At 61.2% G+C, this 25,146-nt stretch carries 27 protein-coding genes; 11 read left to right on the top strand and 16 right to left on the bottom strand.

Features of this window, described 5'->3' with window-relative positions; translation table 11 throughout:
• Window positions 1–10: 10 nt before the first annotated feature.
• The 7 genes from DYL59_RS08900 to DYL59_RS08870 all read left to right on the top strand — a co-directional run bounded on the left by DYL59_RS08900 (window position 11) and on the right by DYL59_RS08870 (window position 5,794).
• Window positions 11–772 (top strand): alpha/beta fold hydrolase, encoded by a 762-nt coding sequence (locus DYL59_RS08900; protein ID WP_135288844.1) that lies wholly within the window; start codon window positions 11–13, stop codon window positions 770–772.
• 25 nt (window positions 773–797) lie between these two features.
• The gene (bufA2, locus tag DYL59_RS08895; RefSeq protein ID WP_135288843.1) at window positions 798–1,070 is read left to right on the top strand and encodes a BufA2 family periplasmic bufferin-type metallophore; all 273 of its coding nucleotides are present in this window, start codon (window positions 798–800) and stop codon (window positions 1,068–1,070) included.
• A gap of 53 nt (window positions 1,071–1,123) precedes the next feature.
• On the top strand, window positions 1,124–1,969 hold the full coding sequence (bufB, locus tag DYL59_RS08890) for an MNIO family bufferin maturase (RefSeq protein WP_135288842.1): 846 nt from the start codon (window positions 1,124–1,126) through the stop codon (window positions 1,967–1,969).
• The gene (locus tag DYL59_RS08885; RefSeq protein WP_135288841.1) at window positions 1,966–2,715 is read left to right on the top strand and encodes an HvfC/BufC N-terminal domain-containing protein; all 750 of its coding nucleotides are present in this window, start codon (window positions 1,966–1,968) and stop codon (window positions 2,713–2,715) included. The genes bufB and DYL59_RS08885 overlap by 4 nt, the downstream gene beginning before the upstream one ends.
• A complete protein-coding gene (locus DYL59_RS08880; protein ID WP_135288840.1) occupies window positions 2,708–3,163 on the top strand; it encodes an alpha/beta fold hydrolase in 456 nt (151 codons plus the stop codon). Before DYL59_RS08885 ends, DYL59_RS08880 begins: the two co-directional genes overlap by 8 nt.
• 86 nt (window positions 3,164–3,249) lie before the next feature.
• Window positions 3,250–4,614 (top strand): MFS transporter, encoded by a 1,365-nt coding sequence (locus DYL59_RS08875; RefSeq protein ID WP_135288839.1) that lies wholly within the window; start codon window positions 3,250–3,252, stop codon window positions 4,612–4,614.
• A 46-nt stretch (window positions 4,615–4,660) separates the two neighbouring features.
• Complete coding sequence (locus DYL59_RS08870) at window positions 4,661–5,794, top strand: MFS transporter (RefSeq protein ID WP_135288838.1); 1,134 nt, start codon at window positions 4,661–4,663, stop codon at window positions 5,792–5,794.
• Window positions 5,795–5,842: 48 nt separating this feature from the next.
• On the opposite strand, the gene DYL59_RS08865 is transcribed toward DYL59_RS08870, so the two are convergent.
• Window positions 5,843–6,364, bottom strand: a complete 522-nt coding sequence (locus tag DYL59_RS08865) for a DUF3087 family protein (protein WP_135288837.1) — start codon at window positions 6,362–6,364, stop codon at window positions 5,843–5,845.
• Between the two features lie 118 nt (window positions 6,365–6,482).
• On the opposite strand from DYL59_RS08865, the gene DYL59_RS31360 reads away from it, so the two are divergent.
• Both DYL59_RS31360 and DYL59_RS08860 read left to right on the top strand, forming a co-directional pair.
• Complete coding sequence (locus DYL59_RS31360) at window positions 6,483–6,659, top strand: hypothetical protein (RefSeq protein ID WP_167496669.1); 177 nt, start codon at window positions 6,483–6,485, stop codon at window positions 6,657–6,659.
• Window positions 6,660–6,673: 14 nt separating this feature from the next.
• Window positions 6,674–6,871, top strand: coding sequence for a DUF6021 family protein (locus DYL59_RS08860; protein WP_135288836.1), 198 nt, complete (start codon window positions 6,674–6,676; stop codon window positions 6,869–6,871).
• A gap of 31 nt (window positions 6,872–6,902) precedes the next feature.
• Here DYL59_RS08860 and DYL59_RS08855 read toward each other — a convergent pair whose 3' ends face one another.
• Entirely contained in the window at window positions 6,903–7,139 is a 237-nt protein-coding gene (locus DYL59_RS08855; RefSeq protein WP_135288835.1) for a DUF6555 family protein, read from the bottom strand.
• 120 nt (window positions 7,140–7,259) lie between these two features.
• Between DYL59_RS08855 and DYL59_RS08850 the strand changes: the two genes are divergently transcribed.
• Both DYL59_RS08850 and DYL59_RS08845 read left to right on the top strand, forming a co-directional pair.
• Window positions 7,260–8,096 (top strand): arylamine N-acetyltransferase family protein, encoded by an 837-nt coding sequence (locus DYL59_RS08850; RefSeq protein WP_135288834.1) that lies wholly within the window; start codon window positions 7,260–7,262, stop codon window positions 8,094–8,096.
• A gap of 123 nt (window positions 8,097–8,219) precedes the next feature.
• Window positions 8,220–8,972 (top strand): outer membrane beta-barrel protein, encoded by a 753-nt coding sequence (locus DYL59_RS08845; protein ID WP_135288833.1) that lies wholly within the window; start codon window positions 8,220–8,222, stop codon window positions 8,970–8,972.
• 136 nt (window positions 8,973–9,108) lie between these two features.
• Here the strand turns inward: DYL59_RS08845 and DYL59_RS08840 are convergent, their stop codons facing one another.
• From DYL59_RS08840 to DYL59_RS08775, 14 genes are all read right to left on the bottom strand, one after another.
• Window positions 9,109–9,423 carry a helix-turn-helix domain-containing protein gene (locus DYL59_RS08840; protein WP_135288832.1) on the bottom strand — a complete coding sequence of 105 codons (315 nt, stop codon included), beginning with the start codon at window positions 9,421–9,423 and terminating at the stop codon, window positions 9,109–9,111.
• 306 nt (window positions 9,424–9,729) lie between these two features.
• On the bottom strand, window positions 9,730–11,193 hold the full coding sequence (nuoN, locus tag DYL59_RS08835) for an NADH-quinone oxidoreductase subunit NuoN (RefSeq protein ID WP_122719564.1): 1,464 nt from the start codon (window positions 11,191–11,193) through the stop codon (window positions 9,730–9,732).
• 7 nt (window positions 11,194–11,200) lie between these two features.
• On the bottom strand, window positions 11,201–12,733 hold the full coding sequence (gene nuoM, locus DYL59_RS08830; RefSeq protein WP_135288831.1) for an NADH-quinone oxidoreductase subunit M: 1,533 nt from the start codon (window positions 12,731–12,733) through the stop codon (window positions 11,201–11,203).
• A gap of 49 nt (window positions 12,734–12,782) precedes the next feature.
• Complete coding sequence (nuoL, locus tag DYL59_RS08825; RefSeq protein ID WP_135288830.1) at window positions 12,783–14,636, bottom strand: NADH-quinone oxidoreductase subunit L; 1,854 nt, start codon at window positions 14,634–14,636, stop codon at window positions 12,783–12,785.
• Window positions 14,633–14,941 carry an NADH-quinone oxidoreductase subunit NuoK gene (nuoK, locus tag DYL59_RS08820; RefSeq protein ID WP_003174727.1) on the bottom strand — a complete coding sequence of 103 codons (309 nt, stop codon included), beginning with the start codon at window positions 14,939–14,941 and terminating at the stop codon, window positions 14,633–14,635. The genes nuoL and nuoK overlap by 4 nt, the downstream gene beginning before the upstream one ends.
• A gap of 2 nt (window positions 14,942–14,943) precedes the next feature.
• Entirely contained in the window at window positions 14,944–15,447 is a 504-nt protein-coding gene (gene nuoJ, locus DYL59_RS08815; RefSeq protein WP_003174726.1) for an NADH-quinone oxidoreductase subunit J, read from the bottom strand.
• A 9-nt stretch (window positions 15,448–15,456) separates the two neighbouring features.
• Window positions 15,457–16,005: an NADH-quinone oxidoreductase subunit NuoI gene (nuoI, locus tag DYL59_RS08810; RefSeq protein ID WP_003174725.1), complete on the bottom strand. Its 549-nt coding sequence runs from the start codon at window positions 16,003–16,005 to the stop codon at window positions 15,457–15,459.
• An 11-nt stretch (window positions 16,006–16,016) separates the two neighbouring features.
• On the bottom strand, window positions 16,017–17,024 hold the full coding sequence (gene nuoH / locus DYL59_RS08805; RefSeq protein ID WP_017137518.1) for an NADH-quinone oxidoreductase subunit NuoH: 1,008 nt from the start codon (window positions 17,022–17,024) through the stop codon (window positions 16,017–16,019).
• Window positions 17,021–19,732, bottom strand: a complete 2,712-nt coding sequence (gene nuoG, locus DYL59_RS08800; protein WP_135288829.1) for an NADH-quinone oxidoreductase subunit NuoG — start codon at window positions 19,730–19,732, stop codon at window positions 17,021–17,023. The genes nuoH and nuoG overlap by 4 nt, the downstream gene beginning before the upstream one ends.
• Before the next feature lie 135 nt (window positions 19,733–19,867).
• On the bottom strand, window positions 19,868–21,223 hold the full coding sequence (gene nuoF, locus DYL59_RS08795; protein ID WP_105698604.1) for an NADH-quinone oxidoreductase subunit NuoF: 1,356 nt from the start codon (window positions 21,221–21,223) through the stop codon (window positions 19,868–19,870).
• Window positions 21,220–21,717 carry an NADH-quinone oxidoreductase subunit NuoE gene (gene nuoE / locus DYL59_RS08790; protein ID WP_105698603.1) on the bottom strand — a complete coding sequence of 166 codons (498 nt, stop codon included), beginning with the start codon at window positions 21,715–21,717 and terminating at the stop codon, window positions 21,220–21,222. Before nuoE ends, nuoF begins: the two co-directional genes overlap by 4 nt.
• A 2-nt stretch (window positions 21,718–21,719) precedes the next feature.
• Entirely contained in the window at window positions 21,720–23,504 is a 1,785-nt protein-coding gene (gene nuoC / locus DYL59_RS08785; RefSeq protein WP_038441751.1) for an NADH-quinone oxidoreductase subunit C/D, read from the bottom strand.
• A 73-nt stretch (window positions 23,505–23,577) separates the two neighbouring features.
• On the bottom strand, window positions 23,578–24,252 hold the full coding sequence (locus tag DYL59_RS08780; protein WP_003174719.1) for a NuoB/complex I 20 kDa subunit family protein: 675 nt from the start codon (window positions 24,250–24,252) through the stop codon (window positions 23,578–23,580).
• Between the two features lie 10 nt (window positions 24,253–24,262).
• Window positions 24,263–24,676 (bottom strand): NADH-quinone oxidoreductase subunit A, encoded by a 414-nt coding sequence (locus DYL59_RS08775; protein ID WP_003219575.1) that lies wholly within the window; start codon window positions 24,674–24,676, stop codon window positions 24,263–24,265.
• Between the last annotated feature and the right edge of the window lie 470 nt (window positions 24,677–25,146).

Genomic DNA, 25,146 nt, shown 5'->3' with positions numbered 1-25,146 from the left:
GAGACTTTTTATGCGCATGCTTTCTTCCCTGGCCCTTGCCATGGCCATGACTGTTCCCGTACTGGCCCAGGCCGCCGACACGCCGCAACCCGGCGCCGGTAAAAGCGTGGTGATCGTGCCCGGTTCGTTCGTCGACGGTTCCGGTTGGCGAGTGGTGCACGACATCCTGATCCACAAGGGCTACAAGGTCACCGTGGTGCATCAGGGCCATGAAAGCCTGGCCGCCGATGTGGCCGAGGCCCGTGAAGTGCTGGAGCAACAAGTTGGCCCGGTGGTGCTGGTGGGCCACAGTTCCGCCGGCGGCGTGATCTCGATTGCCGGCGACCGTGACAAGGTCAAGTCGCTGGTCTACGTCTCGGCCCTGCAACCGGAAGTGGGCGAGAACATGGGCCAGTTGATCGGCTCCATGCCGTCCCCCAGCGATGATGTGCGGCCGACCCGCGACGGTCATTTGTTCTTTGATCGCACCCAGTTCAACGCCGACTTTGCCGCTGACCTGACCACCAATCGCACCGACTTCATGGCCGCCTCCCAAGTGCCGGCCACCACCGCGCTGTTTGGCGGCACCGTCTGGGCCGCCGCCTGGCACAAGAAGCCGACCTACGCCGTTCTGTCCACCGAAGACCGCGCCCTGAGCCCCGACCTGCAGCGCTGGATGTACAAGCGCGCCGGTTCCAAGGTTACCGAAATCAAGGCCAGCCACGCGGTGTACATCTCCCAGCCCGAGGCTGTGGCGAAGGTCATCGAAGACGCGGCTTCCGTTATCAAATAACCCCCAACACCCTGGAGAAATACCCATGAACGCTGCTCTCAAATCCCGTCTGAGCCTGGCCGCTGCGGCCGCCATGATCGCCATGGCTTCGGCCTCGTTTGCCACTGCTGCCAGCGCCGCCGACCAACCGGAAAAACCCGGCCGCTGCTACGGCGTCAACACCTGCAAAGGCACCAGCCTGTGCGCCACCGCCAAAAACGACTGCAAGGGCCTCAACAGCTGCAAGGCCGAAGGCGTGATCGTCAAGACCCCGTCCGAGTGCCTCAAGGCGGGCGGTACCCTGACTGAACCGAAGTAATTCACCCGGCAGGCCCCGCGTGGGTTTGCCACTTATTTTTGCGGAGATCCGCTATGTCGACACTCAACCCCCACTTTTCAGGCTACGGCCTGGGGCTGCGCAAGGAGCATTACAGCGACTTTCTGGAGACCCCGGTGCCCGTGGATTTTGTCGAAGTGATCTCCGAGAACTTCATGGTTGCCGGCGGCCAGCCTCGGCATATCCTGCGCCAGGTCCGCGAGCGCTACCCGGTGGCGCTGCATGGCGTGTCCATGTCTATCGGCACCGCCGAAGGTTTGGATGCAGCGTATCTGTATCGCCTTAAATCCTTGGTCGATGAAATTGAACCGCTGTTCGTATCTGACCACTTGAGCTGGTCGCGCACCGGCAATTTCAATTCCCATGACCTGCTGCCTGTGCCCTACACCGACGAAGCATTGGACCGTGTGTGCGCCAATATCCACCAGGCCCAGGACGTGCTGGGCCGCACGATGCTGTTTGAAAACCCGTCCAGCTACCTGGCCTTCGAGGGCGCGTCCATGAGCGAGTGGGAATTTATCGCCGCCATGGCCCAGCGCACCGGCTGCGAGCTGTTGCTGGACGTCAACAATGTGTTTGTCAGCGCCAGCAACCATGGTTTTGATGCCCTGGCGTTTCTCGACGGCATCCCCGCCGAACGGGTGCGCCAGGTGCACCTGGCCGGGCATAGCCAGGGCCGCGAATTATTGATCGACAGCCACGACAGCCCGGTGTGCGAAGGCGTTTGGGCGCTATACGCGCAGGCCATGGCCAGGCTGGGGCCGGTGGCGACCATGATCGAGCGTGATGATGAAATTCCGCCGTTGGCCGAGTTGCTGCAAGAGCTGTCCATGGCCCGGGCCCTTGCAAGCGCAGCGATGAATTTGGAAGCGCAGCGATGAACCTGGCGCAGTGGCAACACACGTTTGGCCAGTGGCTGGTGAGTGCGTCGGATGAGTCGGCGCAGTTGCTGGGCAATCACCACGCGGGCCTGGCGGTGTACCAGAACAACTACCGCGCGCAATTGGTCGGGTGCCTGGAGCAGGCGTTTCCTACCCTGCGACGCTGGGTGGGCGAGGAGGTGTTTCTGGTGGCCTGCATTTGCCATATCGACCAATACCCACCCCATGCCTGGACCCTGGATGCTTACCCGGAGTTGTTTTATCGCACCTTGAACGCGGAGTTCCCGCATAACCCGGACGTGCATGAACTGGCCTGGATCGAATGGGCGTTGAACGAAGCCTTCGTCGCCGCCGACGCCCAGCCCTTGGCCCTGGACGCCTTGGCCAGTGTGGATTGGGACACGGCGGTGCTGGGTTTCACACCGTCCCTGCGCTATCGCGCCCTGACTACCAACGCCGAGGCGATCTGGTCGGCGTTGTGGCAGGAAACGGACGCACCCGAGGCAATGATGCTGCCGGATGCAGGCGGCCTGCTGGTGTGGCGTCGCCAGTTCACCTCGCGCTTGCGCCAGGTGGACGCCCTGGAGTTGCAAGCGTTGCTGCACCTGCAGGCCGACGGCAGCTTTGCCGGTCTGTGCGAATTTTTGGTGACGCGCCTGGGGGAAGAGGCGGGTGTGATGCAGGCGGGGGAGTACCTGGCCACTTGGCTGGGCAGTGAATTGATCGTAGGGGTGAGTCATGTTTGATCGACGTGGTTTTTTGCTGCTGGCGGCTGTGGTGGCGGCCGCACCGGCGTTTGCCGTGCAACAGGTGAGTACCGACGACGACCTGGAACTGCTCTACGAAGCGTTCGGCCCGCAGGAAGGCCACGCAATTATCCTGTTGGCGGCGGACGTACGGGCGTTTGCCCAGGTCACTGCGCCATTGGCGGCCCAGGGCTTTCGGGTGATCGTGCCGTACCTGCGCGAGCAGGACGAGGCGGTGCTGGGCCAGGATGTGCTGGAACTGATGAACGCCCTGCATATCCCCGAAGCCGTGCTGGCCGGGGTGGAGCAGGGCGCGCGGGTGGCCACGCGAGCGGCGGGGTTGAAGCCGAGCCGCTGTGTGGGGCTGGTGACCTTGAACGCTGCGCCCCAGGCGGGGTTCGCCGATGCGGTAGGGGTGATGGCCAAGACTGGGCACTGGCGAACATGAAAAGTACGTCAGCCACGCAATCACCCACTGAAATAAATCCGCGCTGCCCGTAATCTAGACGCCTTTGTCACCTGTGCGGATCGTTCATGTCTTCTGTCGCCGATGGGCTGCCCCTCAATAAACGCCTGCCGGCTGTGATTGCGATCTCCCTGGGGATCGGCATGGCGACCCTGGATACGGCCATTGTCAACACCGCGTTGCCCACCTTGGCCGAGGGTATCGGTACCGATTCGGCCTCGGTGATCTGGGTGGTCAACGCCTACCAGTTGGCGATCATCGCCACGGTGCTGCCGTTTGCGTCCCTCAGTGATGTGCTGGGCCATCGCCGGGTGTACTTGGGCGGGCTGTTGTTGTTTATCCTCTCGTCATTGTTTTGCGGGTTGGCCGGCTCGTTGGTCACGCTCACGGCTGCGCGGGTGATGCAGGGGTTGGGGGCGGCGGCGATCATGAGCGTGAACACGGCGCTGCTGCGGCATATCTACCCGTCGAAAATGCTCGGGCGTGGCCTGGGTTACAACTCGCTGGTGGTGGGGCTGGCCTTTACCTTGGGGCCGACGGCGGCGTCGGCGATCCTGTCGGTGACCACCTGGCATTGGTTGTACCTGATCAACGTGCCGTTGGGTGTGTTGGCGCTGGCTTTGGGCCTGCGTTCATTGCCGGTGCTGCCGATGACCGGGCATGCCTTTGACCGATTGGCCGCGCTGCTGTGCGCGGGGGTGTTCGCGTTGCTGGTGTTGGGCCTGGGCACGGCGGTGCACGGCGCCCAAGGCGCGTTGACCCTGGGCCTGATCGCCATAGCGCTGGTGTGCGGCGCCTTGCTGCTGCGCCGCCAGGCCGGGCACCCGGCGCCGATGTTGGCGCTGGACCTGTTCAAGCGGCCGGTGTTTGCCCTGTCGTCCCTCACTGCGATTTGCGCATTCAGCGCCCAGGGCCTGGCTTTTGTGTCGCTGCCGTTTTTGCTGCAGGCGGTGCTGGGCCATAGCCAGGTGGAAACCGGTTTTCTGATGACGCCATGGCCGGCCGTGGTGGCGGTGATGGCGTTGGTGGCGGGGCGCCTGGCGGATCGGGTATCGCTGGGCGTGCTATGCGGCATCGGGTTGTTGATGCTCAGCGTGGGCATGGCGGCGTTGGCCGGGCTGGGCGAGGGTGCGTCGGCCTTGGATATCGGTTGGCGCATGGCGTTGTGCGGTGCAGGGTTCGGGTTTTTCCAGTCGCCCAACCTCAAGGCATTGATGACCAGTGCGCCGCTTGCCCGCAGCGGTGGGGCCAGTGGCATCGTGGCGATTTCGCGGTTGCTGGGGCAGACGCTGGGGGCGTCGTTAGTCGCGCTGTGCTTCCACCTATCGCTGGGCAACGGCCCGCACTATGCGCTGTGGCTGGGCTGTGGATTTGCCTTGGTGGGCGCCGTCGCCAGCGGTTTGCGCTTGTTGCCCTATGGGAAAAAGGTGTGATTAAGGCTACCTTGGCGACCTGAATATTTCGGGATGTTTCAGATTTATGACCAGCCAGGCCCTTCGCACCGCCGACACCCAGTCCCGCCGCGCCGCGTTGACCCTGGCGTTGTGCTTGCCCAGCGACGTGTTGCTTTACCTGCTGCTGCCCATGGAATCCCAGGCCTTTGGCATCACCCTGGCCCAGGCCGGGGTGTTACTGGCAGCCAACCGTCTGGTGCGGATTTTTGGCTATCGGCATGTGCTGAATTTCTACGCCCGCAACGGCGACCGCCTCACCTGCATGATCGCCGCCGGCGCCGCGACGCTGTGTGCCCTGGGCAACTCGATGCTGTCGGGGTTTGCTGCCCTGTTGGGACTGCGCCTGGTGTGGGGCCTGTGCTTTGCCGCGTTGAACCTGTCGACCCAGGTGTTGGCCACCGCCGAACCTGCTGGTGCTGCACGCCGGGCTGGGCGTTCAAGGGCATTGATCGCCCTCGGCCCGATGTTGGCGTTGCCCCTGGGCGGCTGGCTGACACTGTGGGCCGGGCCGCGCCCGATCTTTCTGATCCTGGCCGGGGCTTGCCTGGTGGGCCTGTGGATGGCGCGCGGCTTGCCCACCGTCGGGCATGATCTGCACAACACACCGGGGCGACGCTTCAAGTGGCCGGACAGCGTGGCCCTGTGGTCGTTTATCGAAGGTGTGGCGCTGGATGGGCTGTTTATTTTCGGCCTGTCGATCCAGGCGCAGAAGATCCTTGGCGGTGATGCGGTACTGATCGCCGGTGGCTTGATGGCGCTGCGGTATGTCTCGGAAATGCTCCTGAGTCCCTTGGGCGGCCGTGCGGCCCAGCGCTTTGGCGCCACCTCGATGCTGTTGCTGTTTTCGTTCCTGAGTGCCCTGGCCCTCACGGCGTTTGGCAGCTACTGGGTGATTGTCGGCGCGGCGGCGGTGTTGGTGCTGCGCGCCCTGCAGTTGCCGCTGGTGACCACCTTGGTGGCCGAGCGCAACCCTGGGTCGATGCGGGTGTCGGCGTTGGCCTCTAACGCGGTGTGGCGGGATATCGGCGCGGGCCTGGGGCCGTTGCTGGCCGGGCTGCTGCTGCCGATCGCTTCGGCGCCCTGGGTGTTTGGCATGGCCGGGGCGGCGATTGCGGTGAGTGCGGTATTTTGCTGGCGGGCCAAGGTTTCTGCGGCGTAAACCGCTCCCAGATTTGGACCTTCATACATCAAGTAGACAGTAGAGTCTTCAAACGCTTTTCAGGGTTTCGAGCCAAGCGGGGTCAAAACGGCTCTGCTCGGTGTCGATTCCCAACGCCTGCAGCTTCGCTTTATGCGCTTCGACCTCGCCCACCATCTGCGCCTGAGCGCTGGAATTGGCGTCCAGCTCATGCATCTGCGTCAGCCCCAGGTGATAAAAGCGCAACACCTTGAGCGCCGTTGGATCATTCGCTTGCACCCGCTCGGTGACCTTGTGCATCACATTGGTCACGCTCATCAGGCAGCGCTTGAGCTGCCAGCCATACACCGCTGCCGCCATCCAGGACTTGCTCCAGAGCGGGCCACGTACCAGGGCCACGGTCATCAGCACGCCGGCAAACACGCCGCCGACATTGAAGCGAAAGTTATCGCCGCCGGGCTCGCCGAACAGCATCACGGCCAGGGTCGATAGCCCCATGGCCAGCAACAGGAACAGCACCGCCACGATCAGCGTGCTGCGGCGGGTTTGCTGACGGTAGGTGGTGGGGTCGCAAGGTTTGAGTTCGAACATCCGGTTCAAATCTCCAGAAGGGGCGGGGTGGCATCTTCGCATGGATGGGGTAAACAAGTTGAACGATGGCGCCGCGGGGTTTCTCTAAAACCTGTAACCCACCTTAAGGTGAATCATCATGCCCGAGTATAAACAGCCACCCCCTGGAACACCCAACCCAGACCGCATGCCCGGCGAAGAGGAGCGCGACAACGACGCGCTGCGCCCCAACGACCCGGCCGATCGCCAGGAGCAAGACGTGGAAGAGGCCGAGGAAAACCTGGAAAACCTTCACGACAAAGCCCGTCCACTTTGAGCAAGGAGAACACCGTGAGCAATTCCCCAAAAGGCCCAAGCTCGGGTGAGCATGGCAGTGGTAAGGATGAACTAGGGTTTGATCCGGACTCGCCGGATGTGAGCGATCCGCAGGTTGATCCGATTGGCCCCGCCATCGCGCCGCTGGATAAAGAGAAAGAGCAGGCCGAAAAAAAGCCGCCCTATGATCCATTGGGCGACTTGAAGCCATAACCGGAGCCCCGCCATCGTGCGGGGCTTTGGCTTATTTGGGCGCTATCCAGGTAACTTCGGTAATCCCGAACTTCTCAGCCCACGGTCGCGTGGTTTTTTTCACTTGCTCATGCCCCACACGGCCCACGCGGCTGACGTGTGCAATATCGGCATCCACCGCCGCCCAGTGCCAGGCCTCTGCGTTGTTCATCACTTCGGCACGTACCACAAAGGATTTGGGTTGACCGTGTAGCTGGTAATTGATGGTGTAGATTTTTGCGGTACTCATGTTGCCTCCCTGTGTTGTTATCAATGGATAGGGAAGCGTTCAAAAAGGTTCATTCAAAATGACAACCTGCACGCAGGCGCGGCATAGTGTTGCCTTCGCCCTGTGCCCAAGGATCGTGCAATGTCCGGCCTGACCCATCGCTCGCTCTACCTGCAACGCCTGGGCTATGACGCACCACCGCCGCCCACCCTGCAAACCCTCCGGGATCTGCAACTGCGCCATGTGTGCACGTTCGCTTTTGAAAGCCTGTCGACCCTGCTGCACTTGCCGGTGCTGATCGACCTGCCCAGCGTCGAGCAAAAAGTGTTGCTGCAAGGGCGGGGCGGCTATTGCTATGAGTTGAACCAGATGTTCCTGGCTCTGTTGCAGGAATTGGGTTTCGACGCCCGTGGCATCACCGGTCGGGTGGTGATGGGCGGGCCGCCGGATGCACGCACCGCGCGTACCCATCGTTTGAGCCTGGTGACCCTGGAGGGCACGCGGTACATCACGGACGTGGGCTTTGGCGGCATGGTGCCCAGCAGCCCCTTGCAGCTGGACACCGAGGCCGTGCAGGCCACGGCCCATGAGCCGTATCGGCTCACGTACGACGGGCAGGGTAGTTACACCTTGTGGGCGCAGGTCGCCCAGGCGTGGCGTGGGTTGTATGTGTTCGATCTGCAAGTGCAGACGGATATCGACTACACCCTTGGCAACTGGTACGTGTCCACGCACCCGGAGTCGCCCTTCGTTGGTCAACTCAAGGTTGCACGCCTGGCGCCCGGCAAACGCTACACCCTGGCCAACGCCAACTATGCGTTGCATTACCTGGACAGGCCGAGTGAGAAGCGCGCGCTGGGCAGTGCCGATGAGTTGATGACGTTGTTGCAGGAAACCTTTGGCATTCGCTTATCGGGGCTGCCACAGCTGGGTGAAGCACTGGATGGCTTGGTAGTGGCAAACCTGCAGGATGATTGAGATAGAGCGTTCGCTGAACCGTTTTACCGCCAAGTTTGTGCAGATTGTTTCGAACCTTTCCCCTGGTTGGGGCTCGAAGCGGTTCCTGAATAATTTGCTCACCAGACAAGGAGATGTAAAACGATGTCCAAGCTATTCGGAAAATTCCTCAAAGGTTCCTCGCTGCTGGCGCTGGTCGCTGCGCCTGCCGTGGGGTTCGCCGCACCGTCCACCGCGCCGATTTCCACGTTCGGCATCCTGGGCAGCTACAACGACTTCAAGCTCGAAGGCGGCAGCGAAAGTGACAAGGACGACATGCCCGAAGCCGGCCTGTTCTACAACTTCGGCAACAAGCTCACGGCCGAATCCGGCTTTATCTACCAGGCCGGTATCCAGGCCAAGTACGGCAAGAAAAGTGATAACAAGCTCAAGGATGGCCAGGCCGACCTGGACCTGGGCTGGCGCGCCGCGCTGGATGCGCGCAATTCGGTTGATGTGATTGTCGGTGGCGGCTACAGCTGGACCCGCTACGAGCTGGACTCCAACGATTACGACCTGGAGCTCACCAGCAAATCGCCGTTCGCCAAGGCGGCCCTGGGTTACAACCACCAGTTCGATGACATGGCCCTGCGTGTCGAGGCCGGCGCCCGTCGCACCCTCGACAGCCGCGCCAAGATCAAGGTGGACGGCCTGGGCAGCGACACCGTGGACCTCAAGGACCGCACCAACCCCTACGCCGAAGTCAGCCTGCTGATGAACCGCAATGGCGACCTGCCGGTGGTGGCGGGCCTGTACTACACCCGCACCGAGTACAAGCTCGATGAAGACTCGGATGTGGCCGACAACACCAAGCTCAAGCGGGATGAGTACGGGCTGAAGGTTGGTATCGCGTTCTAACGCCAGCACCACATCACTCATGTGGGAGCGGGCTTGCTCGCGAAAGCGGTGGGTCAGTCGAAGTATCTGTGACTGACACTGCGCTTTCGCGAGCAAGCCCGCTCCCACACAAGCCCACGCACACTGGTATGGGGTGTTAACTCAACGCAGCAAGTTGCGTCACGGTTTCCGGAAATTGCGCCACCAGACGAATCAAGGTGACGGCCTGGGCATTGGGCTTGGCCCGGCCTTGCTCCCAGTTCTCCAGGGTGCGGGTATTGGTGCGCAGATACATGGCAAATACCGAGCGGGAGAGGTTGAGCTGTTGGCGTACCGCGATCACTTCTTCTGCGATAAGGGGCGGGAGTTTGTTCAGGCGGACCTTGTGGGTCCGTAGGGTGATTTTGCCTTGGCGTTCGCTTGCCAGTGCGTTGAAACCTTCGACCAACTCTGAGGCTAAGTTCCGTTTCATGATGACCCTAGGTAGGTTGCGTAAGAAATGGCCATTTTATGAGTTGGGTTGGGGCCGTGATATCGGGTTGTGCGGTGCGTTGCGTCAGAAGATTCTGATGTGCAGATTTAATCGCTTCGCGGGCTTGCGCACGAAAGTGTTTGATCAGCCAGCACTTCTATCAGCAATACCGTCGCCTTCGAAGCCTCGCTAAAGCTCGACATCTCCCACAGTTGATTGCATTTCAACCAATGTGCGAGTTCATTTCTCCATAAACAAAACGGCGCCCGAAGGCGCCGTTTTGTTTACTTACATCACACTAAGCGATCAAACACCCAACACCGCATGCTGCACCAGGGTGAGCAACGGTTGTGGGTACACGCCCAGGAAAAACGCGAGCAGGGCGATGGCCAGCAGCATCACGCCGCCTGCCTTCTGTTCCCAGTGCAGTTCGGCGTCCACACGGCGCAGGTTTGGCTCGATCAGGTACAGGGTCACCATCACGCGCAGGTAGTAGAACACGCCGATGGCGCTGCCCAGCACCAGGGAGGCCACCAACCACCATTCGTGGGCTTCAACGCCGGTGGCGACGATGTAGAACTTGCCGATAAAGCCTGCGGTCAGCGGAATGCCGGCCAGGGACAGCATCATCACGGTGAGTACGGCGGTCAGGTACGGACGGCGCCAGAACAGGCCGCGGTATTCGTACAGGGCGTCGGCGTCACGGCCTTTGAACGGCGACGACATCAGCGTGATCACGCCGAATGCACCCAGGCTGGTGATCACGTAGGTGACCAGGTACACGCCCATGGCTTCCACGGCCAGGCCTTTGCTCGCCACCAGGGCGATCAGCAGGTAGCCGAAGTGGGCGATGGAGGAGTAACCCAGCAGACGCTTGAGGTTGTTCTGGGTCAGGGCCAGCAGGTTACCGAACAGGATCGACGCAATGGCGATCACGGTCAGCACGTTGCTCAGCACGCCGGTGTTGGCAGCAGGGGAGATCTGGAACAGACGCACCATCACCGCAAACACCGCCACCTTCGACGCAGTAGCCAGGAACGCGGCCACCGGCGCCGGGGCGCCCTCGTACACGTCTGGGGTCCACAGGTGGAACGGCACCAACGACAGCTTGAACGCCAGGCCGATCAGCATCATCGCCAGGCCCAGTTGGGCAATCGGCGCAGGGCTGTTGGTGGTGGCCAGGGCGTGACCGATCCCGGTGAAGCTCAGGCTGCCGGCTTCGGCGTAGAGCAGGGCCATACCGAACAACAGGAACGCGGAACCGGCGGCCGACAGCACCATGTACTTGATGCCGGCTTCCAGGGAGCGCTTGTTGAAGAAGGCGTAGGCCACCAAGCCGTAGGTCGGGATCGACAGCAGTTCCAGGCCGATGAACAAGCCCGCCAGGTGCTGTGCGCTGACCAGCACGATGCCACCGGCCGCAGCCAGCAGGATCAGCAGATACAGCTCTTCGCGGTTGCCTGGGTAGCCGGTGCCGCCTTCGCCGAGGTAGGCGTGGGCGAGGGTGACGCAGGCCAGTGTGGCCACCAGGATCAGCGCGATATACAGCAGGGCAAAGTCATCGACCATCATCAATGGCGTGACCGCCAGTGGCGCGACCTTGAGGGCCGGGATGATCGACAGCAGGGCCAGGTTCAGGCCGGCACAGGACAGCAGGAACGTTTGCGAGTGATTGCGGCGCCAGGCGATGGCCAGCATCACCACCACGATGGTGAGGCTGGTAATCAGCAGCGGCGCAAGCGCGATAAAGTGTTGGATCGTGAATTCCATAGCGCTCTTACCGGGCCGAAGCGAGTTGAGAGAAAGCGGTGCCGAACCACTGCTGCACGCCATGCATCGTCGCGGCAGAAGTGTCCAGGAACGGTTGCGGGTACACGCCGATGTAGATCAGCAGTACCGCAAGGCCGAGCACCATGATCAGTTCGCGAGCATCCATCCCTTGCAGGACGGTGTCGGACTTGGCCGGGCCGAAGTAGGCGCGGTGGATCATGATCAACGAGTAGACCGAACCGAAGACCAGGCCGGAGGTAGCAATGGCGCTGATCCATGGCGTTTGCACGAAGGCACCCATCAGGATCAGGAACTCGCCAATGAAGTTACCGGTGCCTGGCAAGCCCAAGGATGCGGCGGCGAAGAACAGGCTGATGGCCGGCAGGTACGCGATGCGCGACCACACGCCACCCATTTCACGCATGTCACGGGTGTGCAGGCGCTCGTACAACTGGCCACTGAGGATAAACAGCGCAGCGGCCGAAACACCGTGGGCCAACATCTGGATCACTGCGCCTTGCAGCGCCAGTTGGCTGCCGGAGTAGATGCCGATCAGTACGAAACCCATGTGGGAAACGGACGAGAAGGCGATCAGACGCTTGATGTCGGTTTGGGCGAAGGCCAGGAACGCACCGTAGAAGATCCCGATCAGACCCAGGGTCATGGCAATCGGCGCGAACTCGGCCGAGGCATTCGGGAACAGCGGCAGGGCGAAACGCAGCAGGCCGTAGGCGGCGGTTTTCAGCAGGATACCGGCCAGGTCCACGGAACCGGCAGTCGGCGCCTGGGCGTGAGCGTCCGGCAGCCAGGAGTGGAACGGCACCACCGGCAGCTTCACCGCGAAGGCGATGAAGAAGCCCAGCATCAGGATGTACTCGGTGGTCAGGGACATCTTGGTTTTCAACAGGTCGGCGTAGTTGAAGGTAATCACGCCGGTGTTGTTGAAGTTGACCAGTACCAGACCCAGGATCGCCACCAACATGATCAGGCCGGAAGCCTGGGTGAAGATGAAGAACTTGGTCGCCGCGTAGATCCGGGTTTTCTTGCCGTCCGAAGAACTGTGACCCCAGAGCGCGATGAGGAAGTACATCGGCACCAGCATCATTTCCCAGAAGAAAAAGAACATGAACAGGTCCAGCGCAAGGAACACGCCGACAACACCGCCCAAAATCCACATCAGGTTCAGGTGGAAGAAGCCCACGTGACGCTGGATCTCTTTCCAGGAGCAGAGTACCGAGAGGATACCCAGCAGGCCGGTCAGCAGGATCATCAACAGCGACAGGCCGTCGAGGGCCAGGTGCACGTTGATGCCAAAGCGCTGGATCCAGACGTGCTTGAACTCGATGGCCCAGGTCGGATCGGCACCCGGTGCCGGAGCGAATGAATAGTCACCGTGGGCCCACAGCCAGAGGCCGAGTGCGAGTTCCAGGGACATGGTCAGCAACGCAATCCAGCGGGGGAGGGTGGCGCCGAAGCGTTCACCCATCCAGCAGAGCAGGCCGCCGATAAAGGGGATCAGGATTAGCCAGGGCAGAATCATGACAGGCTCGTTTCCTTTCGCAAGTTCGCAAAGTTGGCAATGTTCATAGTCAAACCGCTACCACCACGATGGCGCCGATCACCAGAACCGCACCGGCAGCCATGGACGCGGCGTACCAACGCAACTGGCCGGTCTCGCTGCGGCTCAGGGCGGTGTGACCGGCCTTGGCGGCACGCGGGATCAAACCGATGGTCTGGTCGAGCGGGTCTTTGCGCAGTACATGGCTGATGGCCAGGTAAGGCTTGACGAACAGTTTGTCGTAGATCCAGTCGAAGCCCCAGGCAGCGAACCACCAGGCCGACAGGAAGCGGCCAATGCCACTGTTGGCAACCGCTGTCACGAAGCGACGCTTGCCCAGGAACAGCAGCGCGGCCAGCAGGATACCCGCGATGGCGATGGCGCCCGAGGCGATTTCCAGGCTGTGCTGCGCATCGCCGCCGGCATGGCCGACGCTTTGCGGCAGTACACCGTGCAGCGGCGGGGTGATCATGGCGCCGACGAAGGTCGACAGGATGATCAGCACCGACAATGGCAACCAGTGGGAAATGCCATGGCCTGCGTGGGCTTCGGTCTTGGCTTCACCGTGGAAGGTGATAAAGATCAGGCGGAAGGTGTACAGCGAGGTCATGAACGCGCCTACCAGGCCTGCGTACAGCAGGTTCTGGTGGCCGCTGGCGAACGCTTCCCAAAGGATTTCGTCCTTGGAGTAGAAACCGGCGGTCACCAACGGCAGGGCGGCCAGGGCGGCACCACCGACGATGAAGCTGGCGTAGGCCAGTGGCAGTTTCTTCCACAGGCCGCCCATCTTGAAGATGTTCTGCTCGTGGTGGCAGGCAACGATCACCGCACCGGAAGCAAGGAACAACAGGGCCTTGAAGAAGGCGTGGGTCATCAGGTGGAAGATCGCCGCGTCCCAGGCGCCAACGCCCAGGGCCAGGAACATGTAGCCGATCTGGCTCATGGTCGAGTAGGCGAGGATACGCTTGATGTCGGTCTGTACCAGGGCAGCGAAGCCGGCCAGTACCAGGGTTACGCCGCCAACGATGCCCACCAGGTGCAGGATGTCCGGCGCCAGGGTGAACAGGCCGTGGGTACGGGCGATCAGGTAGACACCGGCGGTTACCATCGTTGCCGCGTGAATCAGTGCGGAAACAGGGGTAGGACCGGCCATCGCATCCGCCAGCCAGGTTTGCAGCGGCAGTTGCGCGGATTTACCCACGGCGCCGCCCAGCAGCATCAGGGTGGCCAGGGTGATCCAGAAGTCGCCGACCTGGAATTTCTGCGGTGCCAGCACCAGCAGTTCCTGGATGTTCAGCGTGCCCACCTGTTGGAACAGGATGAACAGGCCGATGGCCATGAACACGTCGCCGATACGGGTAACGATAAAGGCCTTGAGCGCCGCGTTACCGTTGTTGCGGTTGCTGTAGTAGAAACCGATCAACAGGTAGGAGCACAGGCCCACGCCTTCCCAGCCGAAGTACAGGAACAACAGGTTATCGCCCAGCACCAGGAACAGCATGCTGGCGATAAACAGGTTGGTGTACGAGAAGAAGCGCGAGTAGCCGGCTTCACCGCGCATGTACCAAGACGCGAACAGGTGGATCAGGAAACCCACGCCGACGACCACACCGAGCATGGTGATCGACAGGCCGTCGATGTAGAGGGCGAAGTTGGGCTTGAAGCCCTCCACCGACATCCACTGCCACAGCACCAGGGTGTAGTGGCCGCCTTCCGGCGGCGCCACGTTGAATTGCCAGATGACGTAGGCGGCCACGATGGCCGACAGGCCAATGGAGCCCACGCCGATCAGGGCAGAGAGGTTTTCCGACCAGCGCCCGCGAGAGAACGACAGCAGCAGGAAACCGATCAGGGGAAATACGAAAGTCAGAAAGATCATGTTCATCCGCGCATCTCACTGGCAGCGTCGATATCAAGCGTGTGGAAGCGACGATACAGTTGCAGCAGGATCGCCAGGCCAATACTGGCCTCGGCGGCTGCCAGGCTGATCACCAGGATGAACATGACTTGTCCATCTGGCTGGCCCCAACGTGCACCGGCAACGATGAAGGCCAGTGCGGCGGCGTTCATCATGATTTCCAGGCTCATCAACACGAACAGAATGTTACGGCGAACCATCAGGCCGACCAGGCCAAGGCAGAACAGGATGCCGGCGACCGCCAGACCATGCTCCAAAGGGATAGCAGGCATCGTCATTGCTCCTTGGCTTCGTTGCGGCCCAAGTGGAAGGCGGTGATGGCTGCAGCGAGCAGCAGCATCGAAGCCAGTTCGACCACCAGCAGGTACGGGCCGAACAGGCTGATGCCCACGGCCTTGGCGTCTACGGTGGTGTGGCCGATGGCCTGGCCGCTCTGGTGAGCGAACAGCACATACAGCAGTTCACCCAGCAGCAGGGCTGCCAGCACGACCGGGCCGAGCCAGATGCCGGGCTTGAGCCAGACGCGCTCCTGGGCGACCGAAGCCGGCCCCAGGTTGAGCATCATCACCACAAACACGAACAGCACCATGATGGCGCCAGCGTAGGCGATCACTTCCAGTACACCGGCGAACGGTGCGCCGAGGCTGAAAAAGGTCATGGCCACGGCGATCAACGAAATGATCAGGTAGAGCAGGGCGTGCACAGGATTGGTGTTGGTGATCACGCGAAGCGTGGACACCACTGCAATACCGGACGCGAAATAGAAAGCGAATTCCATCTTTCTTCCTTAAGGCAGCAAGCTCTTCACGTTGATCGGCTCGGCTTCGTTTTGTGCGGCGCCTTTGGGCTTACCGGCAACGGCCATACCTGCAACACGATAGAAGTTGTAATCAGGGTTTTTACCGGGACCAGAGATCAGCAGATCTTCTTTCTCGTACACCAGGTCCTGACGTTTGAACTCGGCCATCTCGAAATCCGGCGTGAGCTGGATCGCGGTGGTCGGGCAAGCTTCCTCGCAGAGGCCGCAGAAAATGCAGCGCGAGAAGTTGATGCGGAAGAAGTCCGGGTACCAGCGACCGTCTTCGGTTTCAGCTTTCTGCAGGGAGATGCAACCCACCGGGCACGCCACGGCGCACAGGTTGCAGGCTACGCAACGCTCTTCGCCATCGGGGTCGCGGGTGAGGACGATACGGCCGCGATAACGCGGCGGCAGGTACACCGCCTCTTCCGGGTATTGCAGGGTGTCGCGTTTGCGAAAGCCATGGCCGAAAACCATCACCAGGCTTCGCAACTGGGTACCGGTACCCTTAACGATGTCGCCAATATATTTGAACATGGGTCAAATCCTCACTGAACCGCGCCGGCGGGCGTGTTCAACAACACAACGGCAGCCGTCACCAGCAAATTGATCAGGGTCAGCGGCAGGCAGAAGCGCCAGCTGAAATCCATCACCTGGTCGTATCGTGGACGCGGAATGGAAGCGCGCAGCAGGATAAACAACATGATGAAGAACGCGGTCTTGAGGAAGAACCAGAAGAACGCCAACTGCGGCAGGATGCCGAACGGACCGTGCCAGCCGCCGAAGAACAGCGTGACCAGCAGGGCCGAGATCAAGATGATGCCGATGTATTCACCGACGAAGAACATGCCCCACTTCATGCCGGCATATTCAATGTGGTAACCGTCGGCCAGTTCCTGTTCCGCTTCCGGTTGGTCGAACGGGTGACGGTGAGTCACGGCGACGCCAGCGATGAAGAAGGTACAGAAGCCGAAGAACTGCGGAATGATGAACCACAGGTTCTGTGCCTGGTACTCAACGATGTCGCGCATGTTGAACGAGCCGACCTGCACCACGATGCCCATCAGCGCCAGGCCCATGAACACTTCGTAGGACACGGTCTGGGCCGAAGCCCGCAAGCTGCCCAGCAGGGCGAACTTGTTGTTACTCGACCAACCGGCGAACAGCACCGCGTAGACCGACAAACCGGCCATGGCGAAGAAGAACAGCAAGCCGATGTTCAGGTCCGCCACGCCCCAGGTCGGGGTGATCGGGATGATCGCGAAGGCGATCAGCAAGGCGCTCATGGCCACGACCGGTGCCAGGGTGAAGATCACCTTGTCGGCAAAGGGTGGGGTCCAGTCTTCCTTGAAGAACATTTTCAGCATGTCGGCGGCGATCTGGAACATGCCGAATGGGCCAACGCGGTTCGGACCATAACGGTCCTGCCACCAGCCCAGCAGGCGACGTTCGACGAAGCTGAGCAGCGCGCCCGCCACGACCACGGCCAACAGGATCACGATGGCCTTGACCACCGAAATGATCACGTCAATTACTTCCGGCGTGAACCAAGTCATTGCGCTGCCTCCTGCAGACCGTCAACGGTTTTGCCAAAGATGGCCGCTGGAATACCGGCGATGCCTTTTGGCAGGGCAACCAGGCCAGCACCCAACTCTTCGTTGATGCGCAGCGGCAGACGCAGGGTCTGGCCGGCGACGGTCAGGCTGAGCAAGGCACCGTCGTTGACACCCAGGCGGTCGGCTTCGGACTTGGCCACGGACACGTAGGCTTCTGGCAGACGTTCTTGAACCGGTGCGGCCTTGGAAGAGTTCTCTTCGCTGCCGAACAGGTGGAAGAACGGCACTACCTGCCAGGTACCCTGGGCCGGGTTGAACGGACGCGGTACCGCAGCGAACCAGTTCAGCGAGTCACCGGTGCTTTCGATCAGGCGGGTGCCCGGGTCGCCAGCGCGGATGTGACCACCGACTTCGTCCTGGAACTTGTTCCAGGCTTGCGGCGAGTTCCAACCCGGCGACCAGGCGAACGGCACCTGTTGACGCGGTTCGGCGGAGCCCGAGTAGCCTTCCATGGAGAAGGCGAACGCGGTGTCGTTGTCCTGCGGAGTCCGCGGTTCGTGCACGCTGATGTTGGCGCGCATGGCGGTACGACCGGAGTAACGCAGCGGTTCACGGGCCAGTTTCATGCCCTTGATGCGGAACGCGGCGGACGGTGCAGCGTCGACGATACGGGCCAGCTGCGGCGCGCTCGCGGCGGTAGCAGCGGTGACGTGGTCGAGCTGGGTCCAGTCGATCGGCTGGTTCAGCAGGGTGGCGCGCAGGGCATGCAGCCAGCGCCAGCCTTCGTGCACCAGGATGCTGGCATCCATGTATTTCGGGTCGAACACCTGGAAGAAGCGCTGGGCGCGGCCTTCCTGGCTCACCAGGGTACCGTCGCCTTCGGCGAAGGTGGCGGCTGGCAGCACCAGGTCGGCACGGTCGCTGGTCGCGGTTTTCTGGTGGTCGGCGACGATCAGGACTTTGGCAGCGTCCAGTGCGGCGTCGATCTTGGCCGAGTCCGTACGGGTATACAGGTCGTTTTCCAGCACCACGATGGCGTCGGCATTGCCGTCGATCACCGCTTGCAGGCCAGCGTCCAGAGACTCGCCACCGAGCATTGCCAGGCCGAGGCTGTTGGCTTCTGGTACCACCAGGCTGATGGAACCGTTCTTCTCGCGCAGCTTCAAGGCCTTGGCGATGTTGGCAGCGGCTTCGATCAGCGCCTTGGAGCCCAGGGAGGTACCGGCAATGATCAAGGGACGCTTGGCGGCCAGCAGGGCGTCGGCGATGCGCTGGGCCAGTTCGACGGCTTCAGTGTCCAGGCCTTCGACGGCAGGGGCGCTGGCGTCCAGGGCGTGGGCCACGGCGAAACCGATGCGGGCCAGGTCGTCAGGCGCAGCGTGCACGCACTCTTCGGCGATATCGTCGAGCTTGGTTTCAGCCAGGCTTGCGATAAACAGCGGGTTCAGCGCGTGCTGGCCGATGTTTTTCACGGCCGCGTCGAGCCATGGCTGTACGCGCATGGCGTCGGCCATGTCTTCAGCCTTGCCCTTGACCGACTGGCGCAGGGACAGGGCCACGCGGGCGGCGGTTTGGGTCAGGTCTTCACCGAGCACGAAAATGGCGTCGTGGTCTTCGATGTCGCGCATGTTCGGAACCGGCAGCGGGCTGTCGTTCAGCACTTGCAGGACCAGGCGGATGCGTTCCAGCTCACCGGCTTCGATGCCGCTGTAGAAGTGCTCGGCGCCCACCAGCTCGCGCAGCGCGTAGTTGCTTTCAAGGCTGGCGCGGGGCGAACCGATACCGACAATGTTGCGGCCGCGCAGCAGGTCGGCGGCTTTATCCAGCGCGTCGTCCAGGCTCAGCTTGACCCCACCGGCCAGTGGCTGGCGCGGGCGGTCCTTGCGGTTGACGTAGCCATAGCCGAACCGGCCACGGTCGCACAGGAAGTACTGGTTGACCGAACCGTTGAAGCGGTTTTCGATGCGACGCAGTTCGCCGTAGCGCTCGCCCGGCGAGATGTTGCAACCGCTGGAGCAGCCGTGACAGATGCTCGGCGCAAATTGCATGTCCCACTTACGGTTGTAGCGCTCGGAGTGAGTCTTGTCGGTGAACACACCGGTCGGGCAGACCTCGGTGAGGTTGCCGGAGAACTCGCTTTCGAGCACGCCGTCTTCAACGCGACCGAAGTACACGTTGTCGTGGGCGCCGAATACGCCCAGGTCGGTGCCGCCGGCGTAGTCTTTATAGAAACGCACGCAACGGTAGCAGGCGATGCAGCGGTTCATCTCGTGGGAGATGAACGGGCCGAGGTCCTGGTTCTGGTGGGTACGCTTGGTGAAGCGATAACGGCGCTCGTTGTGGCCGGTCATCACGGTCATGTCTTGCAGGTGGCAGTGACCGCCTTCCTCACAGACCGGGCAGTCGTGGGGGTGGTTGGTCATCAGCCATTCGACAACGCTGGCGCGGAACGCCTTGGATTCTTCATCTTCGATGGAGATCCAGGTGTTGTCGGTGGCTGGGGTCATGCAGGACATGACGATGCGACCACGGGTGTCGTTTTCGTCGGTGTATTGCTTGACCGCACACTGGCGACAGGCACCGACGCTACCAAGTGCGGGGTGCCAGCAGAAATACGGGATGTCGAGGCCGAGTGACAGACATGCCTGTAACAGGTTGTCTGCCCCATCGACTTCGAGCGCTTTGCCGTCTACGTGGATAGTGGCCATGGTTCAAAGTTCTTCGTTGGCCCGTTGTCAGCGGGCGTGGCTAATGGAATCTTGTTATTCATGTGCATCTACACAGCCCTTGAGGCGTCAGCACATGAGAAAGCGAAGGGCACGGACCCTTCGCCTTTTTAAGCGTTACGCGCCGACTACGATCGGCCTTGCCAGAGGCGGGACGGCGGCGCTGGTAGGCGCGATGCCGGCTTCGAACTCCGAGCGGAAGTATTTGATGGCGCTGCCCAATGGCTCCACGGCGCCCGGTGCGTGAGCACAGAAGGTCTTGCCTGGGCCGAGGAAACCGACCAAGCCCAGCAGGGTTTCGATATCACCCTCGCGGCCTTCGCCTTTTTCCAGGGCCATCAGCAGCTTGACGCTCCACGGCAGACCGTCGCGGCATGGGGTACAGAAGCCGCAGGATTCACGGGCAAAGAACTGCTCCATGTTGCGCAGCAGCGAGACCATGTTCACGGTGTTGTCCACCGCCATCGCCAGGCCCGTACCCATCCGGGTGCCGACCTTGCCGATGCCGCCGGCATACATCTGGGCATCGAGGTGCTCGGGCAGCAGGAAGCCGGTACCGGCGCCGCCTGGCTGCCAGGCTTTCAAGGTGTAGCCGTCGCGCATGCCGCCGGCGTAGTCCTCGAACAGCTCGCGTGCGGTCACGCCGAACGGCAGCTCCCACAGGCCAGGGTTCTTGACCTTGCCGGAGAAGCCCATGAGCTTGGTGCCCATGTCTTCGCTGCCTTCACGGGCCAACGATTTGTACCAGTCCACGCCGTCGGCGATGATCGCCGGCACGTTGCACAAGGTCTCGACGTTGTTCACGCATGTCGGCTTGCCCCACACGCCCACGGCGGCAGGGAAGGGCGGCTTGGAGCGCGGGTTGGCACGGCGGCCTTCGAGGGAGTTGATCAGTGCGGTTTCTTCACCGCAGATATAACGCCCGGCGCCGGTGTGCACGAACAGTTCGAAGTCAAAACCGGAACCCAGGATGTTCTTGCCCAAAAGGCCAGCGGCCTTGGCTTCTTCCACAGCACGGTTGAGGTGCTTGGCAGCGGTGGTGTACTCGCCACGCAGGAAGATATAGCCCCGGTAGGTTTTCAGCGCGCGGGCACTGATCAGCATGCCTTCGATCAGCAGATGGGGCAGTTGCTCCATCAGCATGCGGTCTTTCCAGGTGTTGGGCTCCATTTCATCCGCGTTGCACAGCAGGTAGCGGATGTTGATGGATTCGTCTTTTGGCATCAGGCCCCACTTCACGCCAGTGGGGAAGCCTGCACCGCCGCGACCTTTGAGGCCTGCGTCTTTCACGGTCTGGACGATGTCGTCCTGGGCCATGTCGGCAAAGGCTTTGCGGGCAGCCGCATAACCGTTCTTGGCCTGGTACTCGTCGAGCCAAACAGGCTCGGCATCGTCACGCAGGCGCCAGGTCAGTGGGTGGGTCTCAGGCGAACGCTTGATCAGGTTGGCCGGGCCGAAGGATGTAAGGGTCATGGGTAGCCCTCAAGCAATTGGGTCACGCCAGTTGCCTGCACGTCACCGAATGTGTCGTCGTCGATCATCAACGCCGGCGCCTTGTCGCAGTTGCCCAGGCAGCACACCGGCAGCAGGGTGAAACGCCCGTCTGCAGTGGTTTGGCCCAGGCCGATGCCCAGTTTGGTCTGGATCGCGTCAACCACTTTCTCGTGGCCGCCGATGTAGCAGACCATGCTGTCGCACACGCGAATGATGTGGCGGCCTACCGGCTGGCGGAAGATCTGGCTGTAGAACGTGGCCACGCCTTCAACGTCGCTGGCGGGGATACCGAGGATTTCGCCGATGGCGTAGAGGGCGCCGTCCGGCACCCAGCCACGTTCCTTCTGGACGATCTTCAAGGCTTCGATCGACGCCGCGCGCGGGTCTTCGTAGTGATGCAGCTCGTGCTCGATGGCCGAGCGCTCGGTTTCACTCAAGGTGAAACGGTCTGTCTGGATAAGCGTGCTGTTCATGCTTAGCGGTCCACGTCGGCCATAACGAAATCGATACTACCCAGGTACGCAATCAAGTCCGCGACCATCTCGCCTTTGATCACCGAAGGGATCTGCTGCAAGTGGGCAAAGCTTGGGGTACGGATCCGGGTGCGGTAGCTCATGGTGCCGCCATCGCTCGTCAGGTAATAACTGTTGATACCCTTGGTCGCTTCGATCATCTGGAAGGATTCGTTGGCCGGCATGACCGGGCCCCACGAAACTTGCAGGAAGTGCGTGATCAGGGTTTCGATGTGCTGCAGCGTGCGCTCTTTCGGCGGCGGCGTGGTCAGCGGGTGATCCGCCTTGTACGGGCCAGCCGGCATGTTGCGCATGCACTGCTCGATGATCTTCAGGCTCTGGCGCATTTCTTCGACGCGCACGATGCAACGGTCGTAGGCATCGCCATTGGCGGCCAGCGGCACTTCGAATTCGAAGTTCTCGTAGCCCGAGTACGGGCGCGCTTTACGCAGGTCGAAGTCGCAGCCAGTTGAACGCAGACCGGCACCGGTGACGCCCCATTCCAACGCCTCTTTGGTGTTGTACTGGGCAACGCCGATGGTACGGCCTTTAAGGATGCTGTTATCCAGCGCAGCCTTTTGGTACTCGTCCAGACGCTTGGGCATCCAGTCGATGAACTCTTTAACCAGGCGCTCCCAGCCGTTCGGCAGGTCGTGTGCAACACCGCCAATGCGGTACCAGGCCGGGTGCAGGCGGAAACCGGTGATGGCTTCGATGACCTTGTAGGCGCGCTGACGGTCGGTGAAGGTGAAGAACACCGGGGTCATGGCGCCGACGTCCTGGATGTAGGTACCCAGGAACAGCAGGTGGCTGGTGATCCGGAAGAACTCGGCCATCATGATGCGGATGGTGTCGACGCGGTCCGGTACCTTGATGCCGGCGAGCTTCTCGACCGAAAGCACGTACGGCAGGTTGTTCATCACGCCGCCGAGGTAGTCGATACGGTCGGTGTACGGGATGAAGCTGTGCCACGACTGGCGCTCGGCCATCTTCTCGGCACCCCGGTGGTGGTAGCCGATGTCTGGCACGCAGTCGACGATTTCTTCGCCGTCCAGTTGCAGGATGATACGGAAGGCACCGTGGGCCGAAGGGTGGTTCGGGCCCAGGTTGAGGAACATGTAGTCCTCGTTGGTGCCAGAGCGTTTCATGCCCCAGTCTTCCGGGCGGAAGCGCGCGGCTTCTTCTTCAAGCTGCTGCTTGGCGAGGTTGAGGCTGAACGGGTCGAATTCGGTGGCGCGGGCAGGGAAGTCCTTGCGCAGCGGGTGACCTTCCCACGTTGGCGGCATCATGATGCGCGTCAGGTGCGGGTGGCCCGGGAAGTCGATGCCGAACATGTCCCAGACTTCACGCTCGTACCAGCTGGCGTTGGGCCAGATACCGGTGACGGTCGGGATGCTCAGGTCGCTTTCGCTCAGCGCGACCTTGATCATCACGTCGCTGTTACGTTCCAGCGACATCAGGTGGTAGAACACGGTGAAATCGGCGCCGCTCGGCAGCCCTTGACGCTTGGTGCGCAGACGCTCGTCCACGCCATGCAGGTCATAGAGCATGACGTACGGCTTGGGCAGGTTACGCAGGAAGGTCAGGACTTCGACGAGCTTGGCACGCGCCACCCACAGCACCGGCATACCGGTGCGTGTGGCCTGGGCGGTGAAGGCGTCAGGGCCAAAACGGTTATTGAGTTCGACGACCACATCCTGGTCGTCTGCCTTATAAGGCGGGATGCGTCGAGCACTGCCTGTAGTCATGGTTTTTTTATCGCTTTCGGTCAACGTAAAGAATGAAGCCAGGTGTTCGTTCTATAAAAGAAGCGGGGCTGGATCAGACTTCGTCAGGGCTGCGCAGGTTGGTGACTGCGATTCGCTGTTCGCGGCGCTGTTCCTTTTGCGAAGGCATCTCGGCGCGGTATACGCCTTGATCGCCAACGACCCAGGAAAGCGGGCGACGCTCCTTGCCAATCGATTCCTGCAACAGCATCAAGCCTTGCAAGAATGCTTCAGGGCGAGGCGGGCAGCCAGGCACGTAGACGTCCACGGGCAGGAACTTGTCCACCCCTTGAACCACGGAGTAGATGTCGTACATGCCGCCGGAGTTGGCGCACGAACCCATGGAGATAACCCATTTTGGTTCGAGCATTTGCTCATAGAGGCGCTGGATGATCGGCGCCATCTTGATAAAGCAGGTGCCGGCGATAACCATGAAATCCGCCTGGCGCGGCGATGCCCGGATAACTTCGGCGCCAAAGCGCGCGATGTCGTGGGGCGCCGTGAAGGCGGTGGTCATTTCCACGTAGCAGCACGAAAGGCCGAAGTTGTACGGCCACAGGGAGTTTTTACGCCCCCAGTTGACCGCGCCACTCAGCACGTCTTCGAGTTTGCCCATGTAGATGTTTTTGTGGACTTGGTCTTCTAACGGGTCGGAAACGGTTTCCCGTTCGCCGATGGGGTACTGCTCGTTAGGAGCATCCGGGTCGATCCTGGTGAGATTGTATTGCATCGCCAAAGCCTCATTGTTTCAGCTTCGCTTGCCGCTTACGACGAGCTTCCGGAGCCCAATCAAGGGCGCCCACTCGGAATAGGTAGACAAGGCCTGCCAACAGAATTGCTATGAAAACGAGAGCTTCGACGAATCCGGTCCAGCCGCTTTCGCGGACGGACACAGACCAGGCAAAGAGAAAGAGGGCTTCGATATCGAAGATCACGAACAGCATCGCGACCAGATAGAATTTGGCTGAGAGCCGCAAGCGGGCGCCACCTGTAGGCAGCATGCCGGACTCGAACGGTTCATTTTTGCTGCGGCCCCAGGCTTTTGACCCGAGGAGGCTGGAAACACCGAGCATGAAGGCACAAAGGCCGACAACACCGAGGAGGAAAATGGCAAAGCCCCAGTTGTGGGCCATGAGTCCTGTCGCTTCGGTCATGCTGGAAATCCTTAACAGAGAGCAAAGGTCTCTGAGCTCGAAAAAGTAACGATGCAGTGACGATATGTCGCAGTGCAATCAATCGCGGTGATTTTATGGCTAAACACCGGGCAAGTAAAATTCCTATAGCGAAATTATTCGATGGAATAAGGACATAGTGCACCTCGATGGGGCTGTAACCCTTGTGGCGTGGGCATTAGCGGGCTTTTGATCAATTATGTTTTGTTTAACCTGTAACGAAGTTTTCGCGAGCCAAATGATAATGAATATTGTTTGCGCAGGGTTTAAGCGAATGTTTCTCGTGTGGCGGGGGAAGTTGTCGTTACTTGCTTGGATGGTGCTTAGTTGTTGACGGGGATCTTTTAACCGATCGGGGTGAAGCGGATACCGCTCTAGATCAATGTTTTGCGCAAAATCCTCAGGTTGAATGCATTCCCCTTGTGGGAGCGGGCTTGCTCGCGAATGCGGTG

The organism is Pseudomonas kairouanensis (assembly GCF_004682055.1).
GTDB lineage: Bacteria > Pseudomonadota > Gammaproteobacteria > Pseudomonadales > Pseudomonadaceae > Aquipseudomonas > Aquipseudomonas kairouanensis.
Note: the sequence above shows the minus strand (reverse complement) of the source record. Positions and strands in the feature narration are given on the sequence as shown.

Excerpts from the sequence above, each read along its gene's own strand:
- DYL59_RS08875 (WP_135288839.1), top strand. The coding sequence starts at position 3,250 with ATGTCTTCTGTCGCCGATGGGCTGCCCCTCAATAAACGCCTGCCGGCT.
- nuoC (WP_038441751.1), bottom strand. The coding sequence starts at position 23,504 with ATGACTACAGGCAGTGCTCGACGCATCCCGCCTTATAAGGCAGACGAC.
- nuoK (WP_003174727.1), bottom strand. The coding sequence starts at position 14,941 with ATGCCTGCTATCCCTTTGGAGCATGGTCTGGCGGTCGCCGGCATCCTG.
- DYL59_RS08850 (WP_135288834.1), top strand. The coding sequence starts at position 7,260 with ATGTCCGGCCTGACCCATCGCTCGCTCTACCTGCAACGCCTGGGCTAT.
- DYL59_RS08840 (WP_135288832.1), bottom strand. The coding sequence starts at position 9,423 with ATGAAACGGAACTTAGCCTCAGAGTTGGTCGAAGGTTTCAACGCACTG.
- DYL59_RS08870 (WP_135288838.1), top strand. The coding sequence starts at position 4,661 with ATGACCAGCCAGGCCCTTCGCACCGCCGACACCCAGTCCCGCCGCGCC.
- DYL59_RS08855 (WP_135288835.1), bottom strand. The coding sequence starts at position 7,139 with ATGAGTACCGCAAAAATCTACACCATCAATTACCAGCTACACGGTCAA.
- DYL59_RS08780 (WP_003174719.1), bottom strand. The coding sequence starts at position 24,252 with ATGCAATACAATCTCACCAGGATCGACCCGGATGCTCCTAACGAGCAG.
- DYL59_RS08845 (WP_135288833.1), top strand. The coding sequence starts at position 8,220 with ATGTCCAAGCTATTCGGAAAATTCCTCAAAGGTTCCTCGCTGCTGGCG.
- bufA2 (WP_135288843.1), top strand. The coding sequence starts at position 798 with ATGAACGCTGCTCTCAAATCCCGTCTGAGCCTGGCCGCTGCGGCCGCC.
- nuoE (WP_105698603.1), bottom strand. The coding sequence starts at position 21,717 with ATGAACAGCACGCTTATCCAGACAGACCGTTTCACCTTGAGTGAAACC.
- nuoI (WP_003174725.1), bottom strand. The coding sequence starts at position 16,005 with ATGTTCAAATATATTGGCGACATCGTTAAGGGTACCGGTACCCAGTTG.
- nuoH (WP_017137518.1), bottom strand. The coding sequence starts at position 17,024 with ATGACTTGGTTCACGCCGGAAGTAATTGACGTGATCATTTCGGTGGTC.
- DYL59_RS08880 (WP_135288840.1), top strand. The coding sequence starts at position 2,708 with ATGTTTGATCGACGTGGTTTTTTGCTGCTGGCGGCTGTGGTGGCGGCC.
- DYL59_RS08775 (WP_003219575.1), bottom strand. The coding sequence starts at position 24,676 with ATGACCGAAGCGACAGGACTCATGGCCCACAACTGGGGCTTTGCCATT.
- nuoG (WP_135288829.1), bottom strand. The coding sequence starts at position 19,732 with ATGGCCACTATCCACGTAGACGGCAAAGCGCTCGAAGTCGATGGGGCA.
- nuoJ (WP_003174726.1), bottom strand. The coding sequence starts at position 15,447 with ATGGAATTCGCTTTCTATTTCGCGTCCGGTATTGCAGTGGTGTCCACG.
- nuoF (WP_105698604.1), bottom strand. The coding sequence starts at position 21,223 with ATGACCCTTACATCCTTCGGCCCGGCCAACCTGATCAAGCGTTCGCCT.
- nuoN (WP_122719564.1), bottom strand. The coding sequence starts at position 11,193 with ATGGAATTCACGATCCAACACTTTATCGCGCTTGCGCCGCTGCTGATT.
- nuoL (WP_135288830.1), bottom strand. The coding sequence starts at position 14,636 with ATGAACATGATCTTTCTGACTTTCGTATTTCCCCTGATCGGTTTCCTG.
- DYL59_RS08900 (WP_135288844.1), top strand. The coding sequence starts at position 11 with ATGCGCATGCTTTCTTCCCTGGCCCTTGCCATGGCCATGACTGTTCCC.
- DYL59_RS31360 (WP_167496669.1), top strand. The coding sequence starts at position 6,483 with ATGCCCGAGTATAAACAGCCACCCCCTGGAACACCCAACCCAGACCGC.
- nuoM (WP_135288831.1), bottom strand. The coding sequence starts at position 12,733 with ATGATTCTGCCCTGGCTAATCCTGATCCCCTTTATCGGCGGCCTGCTC.
- DYL59_RS08865 (WP_135288837.1), bottom strand. The coding sequence starts at position 6,364 with ATGTTCGAACTCAAACCTTGCGACCCCACCACCTACCGTCAGCAAACC.
- bufB (WP_135288842.1), top strand. The coding sequence starts at position 1,124 with ATGTCGACACTCAACCCCCACTTTTCAGGCTACGGCCTGGGGCTGCGC.
- DYL59_RS08885 (WP_135288841.1), top strand. The coding sequence starts at position 1,966 with ATGAACCTGGCGCAGTGGCAACACACGTTTGGCCAGTGGCTGGTGAGT.